Source organism: Lysinibacillus sp. 38-6 (genome assembly GCF_046245175.1).
Lineage (GTDB): Bacteria > Bacillota > Bacilli > Bacillales_A > Planococcaceae > Lysinibacillus.
This window is the reverse complement of sequence record NZ_CP176417.1, coordinates 1,542,349-1,555,582: the sequence shown is the minus strand read 5'-3', so window position 1 is coordinate 1,555,582 and position 13,234 is coordinate 1,542,349. Positions and strand designations below refer to the sequence as shown.

The 13,234-nt window shown below is 39.1% G+C and carries 16 protein-coding genes; 12 read left to right on the top strand and 4 right to left on the bottom strand.

Annotation, left to right across the window (positions count from 1 at the left end):
* Positions 1-36: 36 nt before the first annotated feature.
* From ACKVEV_RS08075 to ACKVEV_RS08055, 5 genes are all read left to right on the top strand, one after another.
* Positions 37-312, top strand: coding sequence for a hypothetical protein (locus tag ACKVEV_RS08075; RefSeq protein WP_409369886.1), 276 nt, complete (start codon positions 37-39; stop codon positions 310-312).
* Between the two features lie 101 nt (positions 313-413).
* The gene (locus ACKVEV_RS08070; RefSeq protein ID WP_409369885.1) at positions 414-2,048 is read left to right on the top strand and encodes a hypothetical protein; all 1,635 of its coding nucleotides are present in this window, start codon (positions 414-416) and stop codon (positions 2,046-2,048) included.
* An 18-nt stretch (positions 2,049-2,066) separates the two neighbouring features.
* Positions 2,067-2,597, top strand: a complete 531-nt coding sequence (locus ACKVEV_RS08065; RefSeq protein ID WP_409369884.1) for a phBC6A51 family helix-turn-helix protein — start codon at positions 2,067-2,069, stop codon at positions 2,595-2,597.
* A gap of 689 nt (positions 2,598-3,286) precedes the next feature.
* Entirely contained in the window at positions 3,287-3,610 is a 324-nt protein-coding gene (locus ACKVEV_RS08060; protein ID WP_409369883.1) for a hypothetical protein, read from the top strand.
* A 358-nt stretch (positions 3,611-3,968) separates the two neighbouring features.
* On the top strand, positions 3,969-4,742 hold the full coding sequence (locus ACKVEV_RS08055) for a class I SAM-dependent methyltransferase (protein WP_409369882.1): 774 nt from the start codon (positions 3,969-3,971) through the stop codon (positions 4,740-4,742).
* A 137-nt stretch (positions 4,743-4,879) separates the two neighbouring features.
* Here the strand turns inward: ACKVEV_RS08055 and ACKVEV_RS08050 are convergent, their stop codons facing one another.
* Together ACKVEV_RS08050 and ACKVEV_RS08045 are read right to left on the bottom strand one after the other, a co-directional pair.
* Positions 4,880-5,095: a hypothetical protein gene (locus ACKVEV_RS08050; RefSeq protein WP_409369881.1), complete on the bottom strand. Its 216-nt coding sequence runs from the start codon at positions 5,093-5,095 to the stop codon at positions 4,880-4,882.
* A gap of 97 nt (positions 5,096-5,192) precedes the next feature.
* Entirely contained in the window at positions 5,193-5,327 is a 135-nt protein-coding gene (locus tag ACKVEV_RS08045; protein ID WP_409369880.1) for a hypothetical protein, read from the bottom strand.
* 207 nt (positions 5,328-5,534) lie between these two features.
* On the opposite strand from ACKVEV_RS08045, the gene ACKVEV_RS08040 reads away from it, so the two are divergent.
* Entirely contained in the window at positions 5,535-5,804 is a 270-nt protein-coding gene (locus tag ACKVEV_RS08040; protein ID WP_409369879.1) for an HPr family phosphocarrier protein, read from the top strand.
* A gap of 202 nt (positions 5,805-6,006) precedes the next feature.
* Complete coding sequence (locus tag ACKVEV_RS08035; RefSeq protein ID WP_409369878.1) at positions 6,007-6,417, top strand: Asp23/Gls24 family envelope stress response protein; 411 nt, start codon at positions 6,007-6,009, stop codon at positions 6,415-6,417.
* Between the two features lie 74 nt (positions 6,418-6,491).
* Here ACKVEV_RS08035 and ACKVEV_RS08030 read toward each other — a convergent pair whose 3' ends face one another.
* A complete protein-coding gene (locus ACKVEV_RS08030; RefSeq protein ID WP_409369877.1) occupies positions 6,492-7,661 on the bottom strand; it encodes an MFS transporter in 1,170 nt (389 codons plus the stop codon).
* 211 nt (positions 7,662-7,872) lie between these two features.
* Complete coding sequence (locus ACKVEV_RS08025) at positions 7,873-8,715, bottom strand: MerR family transcriptional regulator (protein ID WP_409369876.1); 843 nt, start codon at positions 8,713-8,715, stop codon at positions 7,873-7,875.
* A gap of 350 nt (positions 8,716-9,065) precedes the next feature.
* On the opposite strand from ACKVEV_RS08025, the gene nusB reads away from it, so the two are divergent.
* The 5 genes from nusB to ACKVEV_RS08000 all read left to right on the top strand — a co-directional run bounded on the left by nusB (position 9,066) and on the right by ACKVEV_RS08000 (position 13,210).
* A complete protein-coding gene (nusB, locus tag ACKVEV_RS08020) occupies positions 9,066-9,446 on the top strand; it encodes a transcription antitermination factor NusB (protein WP_402921638.1) in 381 nt (126 codons plus the stop codon).
* A 33-nt stretch (positions 9,447-9,479) separates the two neighbouring features.
* Positions 9,480-10,352 carry a bifunctional methylenetetrahydrofolate dehydrogenase/methenyltetrahydrofolate cyclohydrolase FolD gene (gene folD, locus ACKVEV_RS08015; protein ID WP_409369875.1) on the top strand — a complete coding sequence of 291 codons (873 nt, stop codon included), beginning with the start codon at positions 9,480-9,482 and terminating at the stop codon, positions 10,350-10,352.
* A gap of 382 nt (positions 10,353-10,734) precedes the next feature.
* Positions 10,735-12,093, top strand: a complete 1,359-nt coding sequence (xseA, locus tag ACKVEV_RS08010) for an exodeoxyribonuclease VII large subunit (protein WP_409369874.1) — start codon at positions 10,735-10,737, stop codon at positions 12,091-12,093.
* Complete coding sequence (xseB, locus tag ACKVEV_RS08005) at positions 12,090-12,323, top strand: exodeoxyribonuclease VII small subunit (RefSeq protein ID WP_409369873.1); 234 nt, start codon at positions 12,090-12,092, stop codon at positions 12,321-12,323. The genes xseA and xseB overlap by 4 nt, the downstream gene beginning before the upstream one ends.
* A 5-nt stretch (positions 12,324-12,328) precedes the next feature.
* Positions 12,329-13,210, top strand: a complete 882-nt coding sequence (locus tag ACKVEV_RS08000; protein ID WP_409369872.1) for a polyprenyl synthetase family protein — start codon at positions 12,329-12,331, stop codon at positions 13,208-13,210.
* Positions 13,211-13,234: the final 24 nt, after the last annotated feature.

Here is a 13,234-nt window from a genome sequence, read left to right as displayed (position 1 = left end):
GCGCTTGTCTTTTTTAATTGAAAAGGGGATAGAAATTTGACTAGAGACGACTTAAAAATGATTCAAAAACACACTATTACAGCTGCGTTTTCTACAGCTTTAGGCTTCGCAGACGGAGAAACTATTGCGGCTTTGCAAGAAGATTTAACGGCACTAAACCAAATGGTAGAAACGTCAGAAACGGTTACAGCCCGCAATTTAGTCTCATCAGCGATTATGTTTCATGTCACAGGTGACGCAGTACACTTACGAAATGCTGCGGATTATCGAGACAAGGTTGCTGATTTTCTACTTGTAGGAGGTACTAATTAATGAATATGAGTGAACGTAAAGCACGTTTAAGACAGCTGCGTCGCGCTATTCAAGCGTTGGCCAAGAAAGCAGGCAACGGTAGGTTAACCAGCCAGGAACAATTGCAACTCGTAGCGATGGACCGTGAAAGCACGCGCCTGGAATCAATTATCAAAGGTGAGTATGATGTAGCGCACTTTGCTTACGAATATTTCAGTGACGAACGCAACCACGACAATGAAGCTGGCAATATTATTCGCCACTTTTCAGAGGACAAGCCACACGAAACAGTCGAAGAAATAGCAGCTATCCATCGTGATATGTATGACATTTGCGACGAAATTACTCGACGCAAGACAAAACGCTTTGTTATTGCTGCTCCACGTGGCCATGCGAAAAGTTCGATAATCAGTACGATTAAGGCGCTACATTCGCTGGCATACAGGCATGACGATTATATTCTTATTATTTCCGAGACAGACACGTTAGCAAAGCGTCTTGTCGCATCTATCGCAAATCAACTGAAATATAACGAGCGATTACGTGAGGACTTCGGAGAGTTACTTTACAAGCAATCGAATAAGAACGAGCGTGACAATGAGGATACGTTCATTACTACCAAAAAGCAGTTAGTCGAGGCATCGTCCGCAGGGAAAAGTCTACGAGGAAAAACGTTCAATGGAATACGTCCTACGCTTTGTTTATGTGACGATTTATCATCGCTTAATAATGAAGCCACAGAAGAACAGCGCCTAAAACTTATTCACTGGTGGAACTCAACAGTCGAGCCACTACCTGCAGCAACTGGCGCTATTGTATTTGTAGGAACAAAAGTTACCTCAACCGGCTTATTATCGCATCTGCTAGGACGGCGTGATTACAAGCAAGTATTCCACTCCGCGATTATTAACGAGCCGGACAATCCGCATTTGTGGAGCGACTATTTGCATATGTACAGCGGTGAAGCAACAGACGTAGAACTGGATGAATACTACGAGAAATATCGAGATGAACTAGAGTCGGGCATTGAGTTAGCGTGGTCCAACATGTGGACTTATCGCGAGCTTATGCACAAAAAGGCGTCCATTGGCAGTCGAGCCTTTGCTTCGGAGTATATGAACCAATCATACGCAAGTGACGAACAGCACTTTTCTCCGGAGGAATATGCATATGGACGACGCGTTTTCGACGGACAATATCACCTGGACGCAATCGAATACAACGACAAGTATTATTATTTGCGAGATATGGATAAGGTCGCATGTTGGGACCCGGCGCTCGCAGGCAATAAACGTTCAGCACTTAACGCATATGTGACGCTAGGACGGCACAAGGAAAGCGGTCTTGTATTCGTGTTGGACGTATATGCAAGTCGACAAGTACCGTCCGAGTTTATTATGGAAATCCTTCCGCGATTAGCTGAATATAAACCGCACAAGGTTGTCGTTGAAGGTATCGGAGCATACCGAGCATACGCCGAGCAACTAGCCGATTCAATGCGCCATAACTCGATATACCACACACGCATGGAAACGTTAAAAACTCACGGTACTAAATCGAAGGCGAGCCGTATAGAATCGCTAGAAGTACCATTGGCCAATCATTCGCTTATTCTTAATCGCGATCATAAAGAGGTATATCGAGAGTTGCAAGAATATCCTAACGGAGTTGTGGACGTTCTCGATGCAATTGAGATGGCGTTTAGTACGGCTAAAAAGCCGACAGCACGCATAGTAGCGAAGCCAGCATACTTATAAAATGGAGGGAATTACGATATGACAAACGAAATTAAATCAACTGAATTATCCGAACTATCAACGGAGCCAATGGCGGACTTAGAGGTACTACCAGCTATTCCCGTTGATAATTACGACTTAACGCCGCGCCAACTATTAGCAGCGCAACTAATCATCGTTAACGATTCACTACCGAAGAAAGGCAAAGGAAAGACGCGCCGAACATATAGTGAAATCGCTGCAGACGTTGGTGTATCACGTGAGACTTTGTATGAATATCGGATGCTGCCGGACTTTAATCGCTATGTAAAGGATGCTGCGCAAGTGATCGCGAATGATTACGTGTTGCAGGCGTTAGCAAATATGAAGTTACTCGCGGACGGTACAATTTCTGGAACGCCGTCTATCAATGCGAATCTATTCTTCTTAAATAACGCAGGCATGGGGAATACGAAGCAACAGCATGTGGTTACTGTTAATCAAGGCGTAGAAGGCTCGAAGGTTACTGACGATGAAATTGCGCGCATTATCGCAAGGGCAGAGCGTGAGGACGCAGACATTATCGAATAGAACGACGACTTATGGCGAGTGTATGAGCGGAGTTATACCGTTTGTATGCTCGCCTTTTTTGTACATACGTTTACATATCGCCACTTAATTCGTAATTATTACAGATACATTAGGCAAATGCTTCGGGCGGACGAAGCGTTTAAAAATCGAGGGGGTCAAGTTGAAGCTACGTTTATGCATTCGCAAGCGATCGTACTGTAACAGTTACATAGCGTAACTATGCGTAGACTCTACGTTTGAACGCTATGTATAAAAAGATGCATAAAGAGCGGTTTTGGGGTAGTTAAAGAACGTTGATTTACCAACGTTTTATAGGTTGTTTTAGTTTACATAATTAAGGTTTTAGGAAGCTAGAATGAATAAATATTCTACTGTTATTCATTCCGATAAAGTTACGTTAATTGAAGGTACAAATCCCCCAAGCCCCGCCGACCGTATCCCGCCTCTCTACGCCACACGCAAAATAAATTTCATTTTTTAAAATGGTAGTCGAATTATACTATTACAAATGCATCTAGATGACTTTGGAATAAAACAATAGTATTTCTTTACGTTGAAGAAAGCGTTCTATAGGCTAATAACGGTAAACGTAATCGTGAGTTACGACTGTTGATTAAATGTTTCAAAACGTTAGTATTAGCTGATTTAAGATTACGTTATATTGCGATAACATATGTTAAGGAAACGTGGTGATAAAAATGTGGGAAAAAGATTCGTTTACTATTCCGGAGATTGTGGCAGAGTTGGATTTAACAGAGAGTCAAATTCGCATAATACTTAGTAAAATGCAAGATCGTGTAGAGTACTTTAGCGAAAAGTTAAGAAACGGAGAACGTAGATTAAATAATTTAGAGGTAACTGTCATTGAATTTGTAAACAGACGGACTAATAAAGAACGCTTGCAAGATGACGCGTGTGATTTAGCGGTATCTATTTTTTACCGAGATAATAAACCCCGAATAATAAAAGAATATTTAGAAACGGAACTGCAACGTTTAGGTGAAACGGAATGAAATACAACTTGCTATTCGCATTGAATATCGGTAATATTGTCGTTAAGAGGGTGTAATAGTACGTTAAACCCGTTTTTGTTTTATTCTACCGATTCATTGAACGTTGAAGGTTACGCAATCATAAGCGTTTATATAAATCGATAGGACAACGATTCCATTCCACCAAGCGTTAATGAACAATGACGTTTTCAAATCTGCGCAATTTAACACGAAATTCTTGGAAGAGAACGACGTATTAGGAACAAACAAATAATGGTTTGAATCAACCTTCTGACAGTAGTCAGGAGGTTTTTTTTATCTAGCGGTGTTTATTTTCTATTTTATGTTAAAATTATAAAGTATTAGTAACAAGGGGGCGATGGTTATATATAATTTTGAAGAATACGATGACCCAACTTTATATGATAAAGAAAATGAAACTTATTTGCCTGAATTGCCACTTTTGTTAAAATGGGCGTCCACTAAACAAGGGATAATTATGGATTTAGCTTGTGGCACAGGGAGACTGGCAATTCCACTAGCGAAAAATGGCTATCATATGATAGGTGTAGACATCCATGATGGGATGTTAAAAGAGGCCAAAAAAAAATCCGCAACGCTCAATTTGCCGATTGAATGGCTGCAACAAGACTGTACGAAATTGCATGTACCAACGACAAGCCATTTCATTTATTCAGTAGGAAATTCCTTTCAACATTTTTTGACGAACGAGTCACAAGATGGCTTCCTTTCTTCCGTGAACAAACATTTGGAGATTGGCGGTATCTTTATTTTTGGTACAAGGTTTCCTAGCGTAGAGGAATTACTTCAACCAAGTACAGAAGAATATTGGAGATCGTATACGGACCGTGATACGCTTCATACGGTTGATCTTTATACAATTAGTCATTATGATGCATTAAGCCAAATCCAACATTATACAACTATCAGAAAGTATAAAAATAGTGATGGTCAAATTGTGGATGAAAAGCGCACAAAAATCAGTTTAAGATATGTATTTCCGAAAGAAATGGAACGAATGTTATGCAACAACGGTTTTGAAATCGTGGATGTATTTCAGGACTGGCAGGAGACGGCGGTTACCAATGAGAGTTATGAGCTAATCTATGTTTGTAAAAAAATAAGCAAGTGAAAAGTGAATAATTTTTCTCTTCCTTCAACTATTAATAGTTTGAAGGTTTTTTCTATAAGAAAGCGCTATAGAAATTTCAGAACTTGCGTATAGGCGTAATCTATACCGCAAGTTCATCACAATTGGCGTACATAATTTTATAGTTTACTTGCTAAGAAAAAATTCAGCACCCAACCTACTATTGAAACAATAATAATACTCCACGCATGTTTCTTACGTTGTTTTACAGCGACAATACCCATAATCAACCCTAATAATGGCAATAACACAAAACCGGCTATATAAGCAATAGTATTGTAGGTTTTATAACCGTAAACTTCACTTTTTTCCATTTCAATTGTTTCACTATCCATCAATAAATCCCCCATCTTGAGTTGTCTGGAATATATTTCTATATAAAGCGATTGTAACACGTAGGGAGAGCAAGGAGTAGCTTATTAACGGTAAAAATTAATAGAACCATTCAAAAACTTTTGCAATAACGTATAATGGTGTACCGACTAAAATGACACCTGCTATGAAAGATAGTAGTAATTTTAAAACATCAAGAACAGCTCCAGCAAAATCGTCCATCAATTTTCGCAATTGTTACATCCTTTCTATTGTTATGTTCGCCATAAACATGAATTTCGGCGTTTGTGGATGGAGATGATTGAATGTCATTTTTTCATGTACTATAATTTTAATACATGACGTGAATGGCAAAGCAAGTGAATTATTTATTGTAATCATCTAAAAATATTTATGAAAATACGACGAAAACATAGAAAATGACGCTAGGGGGATATTTACATGAACAAAACATTTAAAATTACGGTGTTAGAAGGTTTGCATGCAAGACCAGCAACATTACTCGTCACAACTGTATCAGCGTTTGAATCAGAAGTATCCATTACATACAACGGAAAGTCTGCGAATTTAAAATCCATTTTGGGTGTTATGTCCCTTGCCGTATCACCAGAATCTATTATAGAAATAGCAGCGGAAGGATCAGATGCAAGTGAATTGTTAGATAAAGTAACAGAAGTTATCATCTCGCAAGGGATTGGTGAAGAATGTTAGAAATAAGCTATATTGCTGTTTCTGATGGGATTGCCATAGCTGGTAGGGTCCATTCTTCTAAAAAAGAGCGCTAAAAATCAATGCTTTTTGTTTAGTTGCGAAGATCACAGCGTCTTTCTTAAGCGAAACCTTCCTTTTTATAGTATAATAAGCGTAACAACTGCATTTGCTTGCGATGCGTATGGGAAAGGATGATATTTGTATGGCAGAGAAAGTAGGACAATCTTTCGTACAACCAACACCTTCTGGGAAAGAAGAGCTTGGGAAAATTGAAGTGGCTGCAGAAGTAATTGAGGTTGTAGCTGGAATCGCTGTTAACGAGGTAGAGGGTATCGCAGCAACTCGTGGCAATATTGCAACAGGTGTCGTGGAACGCTTCGGTAAAAAAGTACACAATAAAGGCATTAAATCTGGTGTCACAGAACAGGGTGAAATTGCCATCGACGTATTTTGCTCTGTAAAGTACGGCTATTCGATTCCGAAAGTGGCAAAGGATGTACAAACGCAAATTCGCCAAGCGATTTTCAATATGACTGCACTTGAAACAGCAGAGGTGAATGTACATATAACTGCAATTCACTTTGAAAAAGAAGAAGTCGTAACACACGAATAATAAAGAGGAGCTGCCAACGTGGTGATTATACACCATTGAAGGCAGCTCCTCTTTTGTTATAGCTATGCGCAGTATTACAACGCGATATTTTTTGGTTTTTTCCAGAAAAACGCAAGTATTACACCGAACACTAAGACGATTGTAGCGAAGTAATAGGGGTAGTTTAAATCGATGTCGAATAACATACCACCGATAATCGGGCCAAATATATTACCAAGACTTGTAAACATAGAGTTCATGCCTCCGACAAAGCCTTGCTCGTTTCCTGCGATTTTCGATAGATAAGAAGTAACGGCAGGACGAATTAAATCGAAACCGACGAAAATAAAGAATGTCACAAATAAAATAGCGAAATAATGACTTACCACGGTCATGGCAAATGTCAGTACCGCAGAAAGGATGAGTGAGTAACGGATGACATTAATTTCACCCATTTTCTTCGTTAGCCAATCGAATAATATCAGTTGGGCAAGCGCACCAATAATACCACTTCCGGTAATAATAATGGCAATATCAGATGGTGTAAATGCAAATTTATGATCAACGAATAAGCTAAAAAGTGATTCGAATGCGGCAAGACCAAATGACAGGACAAAAATAAGCACAAAAGCAATGAAATACAAAGGGCTAAAAATACGTTTGGTGCTGCTTAAAATAGATGGCGCAGCTTCGGTATCATCCATAGCACGAGTCGGTTCTTTTAACAATGTAAATGACAATAGTGCTGCTAGAAAACCTAGAATACCAGCGGCATAAAAAGGGATGCGTGTGCCGTATTCTGCTAAAAATCCACCGAGACCTGGTCCAATAATAAAACCAGTACTAATAGCAGCGCTCATATAGCCAAGCGCTTTCGGACGTTGAGCCATCGTTGTAATGTCCGCAATAAATGCTGTTACGGCAGGCATAATAAACGCAGCACTTACACCACCGAGCATACGTGATACAAATAATATTTCAATGGTGCGACCCATCCCGAATAGTAGCTCTGATAAGCCAAAAATAATTAAACCAACAACAATCATGATTTTTCGACCAATACGGTCGACTAGTCTGCCGGCAATTGGCGAAACAATTAGCTGCGTAATGGCGAATGCAGCAACCATATAGCCAACGACAGAGCCTGTAATATTCAGTTCGTTCATTATGGTTGGCAAAACGGGAATAACCAATCCTATGCCTAAAAAGGCGATAAATAGATTGGATAATAAAATAGTTAGCGTTAAAGCTTGTTTCTTGTTCATTTTTCTCTCCTTCAACAGTTCACGATACATGAGATTGATAATCTACTAGAAGATTGCCTCCTCATACAATAAACCCTATAGTTACTATAGGGTCAAAGGATTTGTTTTATTTTTTTCTTCTTATATAGCTTTAGTGTGGAAGTAAAATAACATCGTTATACAACGTTTAATTAGTCATTTCTTGTCAAAATGGTGTGGATTGCTCCAATCATTAACAAACAGCCTGTTGTCTAATTTTTAATTCGACAATAAATTTCTTTTCTCGCTCAGAAGTGATCGTTGCGGGCATATAAAATTCATAAACCGTGGATTCAAATGAGATTTTTTGGGAATCGACATAATTTTTAAGTTTTTCATAAAAAGAAAAATACGTATCTGGATGATAAATAAATGCAATACAAGCATATTTACCTGCGGGTACCATCGTTTGTTTCATATTGGTTGAAAGTTTAGAAAACGTTCGTTCCGTTAATAGTGGCGTAAAGATTGCATCATAAATAATATCGTTGACATCTTGATAATGCGCTAGCGGAAAAATACACCCGTAGCGACTATTTAAAACACTGCCTTCATTCTCAATAATTTTCGTTAATGTTGCATAATACTTATTTGTGCTTGAAGTAGGTGTCAGTTCAGTTGTTGTGACTTGTAATATGGGCATTTCTTCTTCGAAACGCGTATATACCTCTCCGAAAATAGGAATTTCGATTTGTTCTTGCATTTGTTTTTTCGTTTTCAAAAGTGTATATTTCACTTCGTTTAGCCGAGCAATTTTTTCTTCTAGACGCTGTTCCTGCTGTTCTAAAAAAACAAGGAGCTCTTCAGGTGTGAGCATCAACGCCTTTTTAATGTCTTCAAGTGACGTCCCGATATATTTTAGCGATTTAATAATATCTAAGTAAAAAATTTGACTATCTTTATAATAGCGGTAATTGCTAGCTGAATCGGTATAAGCGGGTTTAAACAAGTCAATTTGGTCGTAGTATCGGAGTGTCTGCACAGAAAGGTTTGCTAATTTTGCGACTTCACCAATTGTATAATAATGTTCCTTCATAGTTGGCCTCCAATTGGAAATAATGTTGCTGAATTGTTTAGTCATGCTAGCTAAACGTTCAAGAAAAATGATTTTATTATTTTCGGCAAAATACTAAAATGCTTTAAATTATCAAATGACTAATTTCGATTTAGTAACGTATATTTATTATTTTAAATAGAAAAACAATCGTAAGCAAATTGAATAGAAGGTAGCACATCTCTATTCAAACATCAACAGCGTTGAAGTTAAATAAGTAGAAAGTTGCTTGAAAAAGGTTTCAGATTATTGAAAACTTGCTTGAATTCGTGTTTATCGTATGAATTTATGCTATTATAAACCTTAATGCCACTTAAGAAGGAGAGCTTTACATGAAACGACATGAAGCACGTGAAAAAGCGTTGCAAGTTTTGTTTCAGCTAGACAATACTGATCTAACAGTCGAAGAAGCAAAAGAACATATTAAAGGTCAACCTACAAATGCTTTCTACGAAAAGATTGTAAATGGAACAGCTGAACATTTAGAAGAAATTGATGCGGCATTAACGCAGCATCTAGAAAAGTGGTCACTTGCCCGTCTACCGAAAATTGAGAGAACAGTTTTAAGACTAGCTGTATACGAACTTTTATACATGCAAGAAACACCAAAAAGAGTAGTACTTAATGAAGCAATCGAGTTATGCAAAACATTTGGAGACGAAGGCTCGTCAAAATTTGTTAATGGCGTACTTTCTAAATTTACAGAACAATAAAATGTGTTGAATTGGAAGGAGTAACTAAGGTTTATGTCAAGTGCAATTATTAATGGTAAAGAGATTGGTCAAGAAATTCGGAATACAGTAGCAGAGCGTGTAGCTCGTTTAAAAGAGCAAGGATTAACACCAGGCTTAGCGGTTGTTCTAGTTGGGGACAACCAAGCTTCAGCTACATATGTGAGAAATAAGCAAAAATCTTGTGAAGCGATTGGCATGTTTTCAGAACTAATAAAACTACCAGAAGAAACAACACAAGCTGAGCTTTTAAGGCAAATTGAAAGTTTAAATAATCGTGAAGATATTCATGGTATTTTAGTTCAATTACCACTCCCAAAACATATTGATGAGGATACTGTTATTGCTACAATTGCCGTTGACAAAGATGTAGACGGCTTCTCACCGGTTAGCGTTGGGAAAATGATGCTTGGCCAAGAAACATTTTTACCTTGTACACCGTTTGGCGTGATGAAGCTTCTTGAATATTCGGGAATTGAAATCGCTGGTAAGCACGCTGTTATTGTTGGTAGAAGTCATATTGTCGGGAAACCGATGGGGCAGCTTTTGCTACAAAAAGATGCAACGGTGACCTATACGCATTCAAAAACACCAGATTTACCTTCATTCACAAAACAGGCTGATATTTTAATTGCAGCGGTTGGACGTGCGAACTTTATTACGAAAGAGCATGTTAAAGAAGGGGCTGTTGTTATTGATGTTGGCATTAACCGCGATGAAAACAATAAACTTTGCGGCGATGTTAACTTTTCAGAAGTTGACGGTATTGCCTCTCACATTACACCAGTACCAGGCGGTGTAGGGCCGATGACAATCACGATGTTACTCTTCAACACAGTGCAAGCGGCAGAAATGACACTTGCAAGTAACAATAAAGTTATAAATTAAGAACCAATTTTTTCGTTTGCTTAGAGAGCCATCTCAGTACTTTTGAGATGGTTCTTTTTTTATAGAATGCTATGAATCGCCATGAAACTAGAGGAAATCGCCATGAAATCGGGATCATTCGCCACTAACTAGAGAGAATCGCCACGATTTCCAAATTAATCGCCATGAAGTCATCCGCAACGCTGTTTGCCTGACACAGAGTAGCCACTTTCATACGAGCCAAGGTGGCAATAAATGTGGTACAGTATAGTTTTAATGCGAGGATGAAAGATAGACGTTTTTTCGAGCAAAACTGTATTTACACACGTCATGCGCTCTAAAAAATGTTATGATAAATGTAGTTTTGTGAAAAACTTGATTTTAGTAAAGGAGCCGAAAAATAATGTCATCAGCTTCTTATTTAACTGTAAAAGCATTAACAAAATATATTAAACGTAAATTTGATGCTGATCCGCATCTGCGTGAAGTGTATGTCAAAGGGGAGCTATCGAATGTTAAAATTCATCAATCTGGGCATATTTACTTTACTTTAAAGGATGATGGCGCACGTATTGCTGCTACGATGTTTAAAACTGCAGCAAGCAAATTAGCATTTGAACCAAAAGATGGTATGCAAGTATTCATCAGGGGAGATGTAAACGTTTACGAAGGTTACGGTACATATCAACTATATGTGCAGGAAATGCAACCAGATGGTATCGGTAGCTTATTTGTCGCCTTTAACCAACTGAAAGAACAGCTGCAAAAGGAAGGGCTTTTTAAACCAGAATGGAAGCAGCCAATTCCAAAGTTTCCTGAAAAAATTGGTGTTTTAACCTCCACAACGGGGGCAGCCATTCGTGATATTTGTACAACATTAAAGCGACGTTATCCCTTGGCTGAAATTATAATTTACCCAACACTTGTACAAGGCGCCCAAGCGGCACCTAGCATCGTCCAAAATATTGAGCGCGCCAATCAAGATGCCTTTTGTGACGTCTTGTTAGTCGGACGCGGTGGCGGTTCCATTGAAGATTTATGGGCGTTTAATGAGGAAGCGGTTGCACGTGCCATATTTGACAGCCGCATCCCGATTATTAGTGCAGTAGGGCATGAAACGGATACGACCATTGCAGATTTTGTCGCAGATTTGAGAGCCCCGACGCCTACTGCCGCGGCTGAAATGGCAGTTCCTGACCAGCAGGAGTTGTATCAAAGAGTACTGCAGCAAAAATCCCAGCTTCATCAAATGGTTAGAGCGCAACTTCTAACAGAACGACAACGTCTTAATAAGCTACAGCAGTCTTATCCTTTATCGATGCCAGAGAGGTTGTATCGTCCGTTTACTGAACGCTTAGCACAACTGGAGACGACTTTGCAAAAAGCTATGCAGGTCGATTTGATGAAAAAAGAAGCGCAGCTTCAAAAACTGCATAGCGCCGTGGAACAACAATCGCCGAAAAAGGCACTTGTTTATCATCAAAGGGAGTTGGCAAACCGTGTCCAACAACTAACTCGTGCAGCTTCGCACTATGTCACGAAGCAAAAACAACAATTTGAGGCATCCGTAAGAACACTGGAAGCATTAAATCCACTGGCCATTTTAACAAGAGGATTCACTGTAGCCTACAAAGATGACAAAGTATTGAAATCGTCAACTGACTTAAAGCGGCAGGACCAATTAACACTGTCATTCCACGATGGCAAAGTCATTGCCGAAGTGACAGATGTATTGCCAAATAGTAAGGAGGAATCGCAATGACGAAGAAGCAACAAACCTTCGCAGAAGCAATGACGGCACTGGAAGAAATAGTCCGCCAATTAGAACAAGGTGATGTACCATTAGAAAATGCCATTGATTTATATAAACAAGGTATGGAGCTTTCGCAATTTTGCCATGGGAAACTTCAGCATGCTGAAGAACAGTTAATTTCAATTGTCCAAGAGACAGGTGAAACAACAGCATTTGATCCGTTAAAGGGAGAGAACTAGTTAAAATGAACGAACAATTAAAACATTTTATTCAAAGCAACACACCACAAGTCGAAGCTGAAATGTTTGCACTTGTTGAAAAAATTGACGCACCGACGAATTTAAAGGAATCGATGCTATATTCATTAAAAGCGGGTGGTAAGCGTATTCGCCCATTGTTTGTATTAGCAGTTTTAGAACTATACGGCACAGAGAAGAAGGCGGGTCTAACCGTAGGAGCCGTTATTGAAATGATTCATACGTATTCTTTAATCCACGACGATCTACCAAGTATGGACAATGATGATTTCCGTCGCGGCAAGCCAACGAACCATAAAGTATTTGGTGAGGCACTCGCCACTCTTGCAGGGGATGCATTAAATACGTTCGCTTTTGGTGTTTTAGCACGCATGGATTTATCAGCAGAGCAACGCATTGAGCTTGTTCATCTTCTAAGCGTTGCGGCTGGTGCAGAAGGAATGGTTGGCGGGCAAGTACTCGATATGGAAGGGGAGCAACGTCAGTTAAACCTTACTGAACTGGAGCATGTTCATGTCAATAAAACGGGTGCACTATTACGATTTAGTATTGAATCAGGAGCCGTCTTAGCAAATGCATCGCAACAAGATCGAGCTACTTTAAAGGAGTACGCACATCACATCGGCCTTGCTTTCCAAATCCAAGACGATATTTTAGATATTGAAGGAACAACAGAGGAATTAGGCAAGACTGCTGGGAAGGATGTAGCGAGCGATAAAAGCACATATCCTGCATTATTAACATTAGCTGGTGCGAAAGAAAAACTTAACGATCATTATCAGCTTGCCATTGCAGCACTTGATAAGTTACAAGTAGATGTAAGTTTACTGCGTGAGTTTGCAGCCTATATTGTTCATCGTAAAAACTAAGAGAAAAAAAGGGCGTTAAAGGTA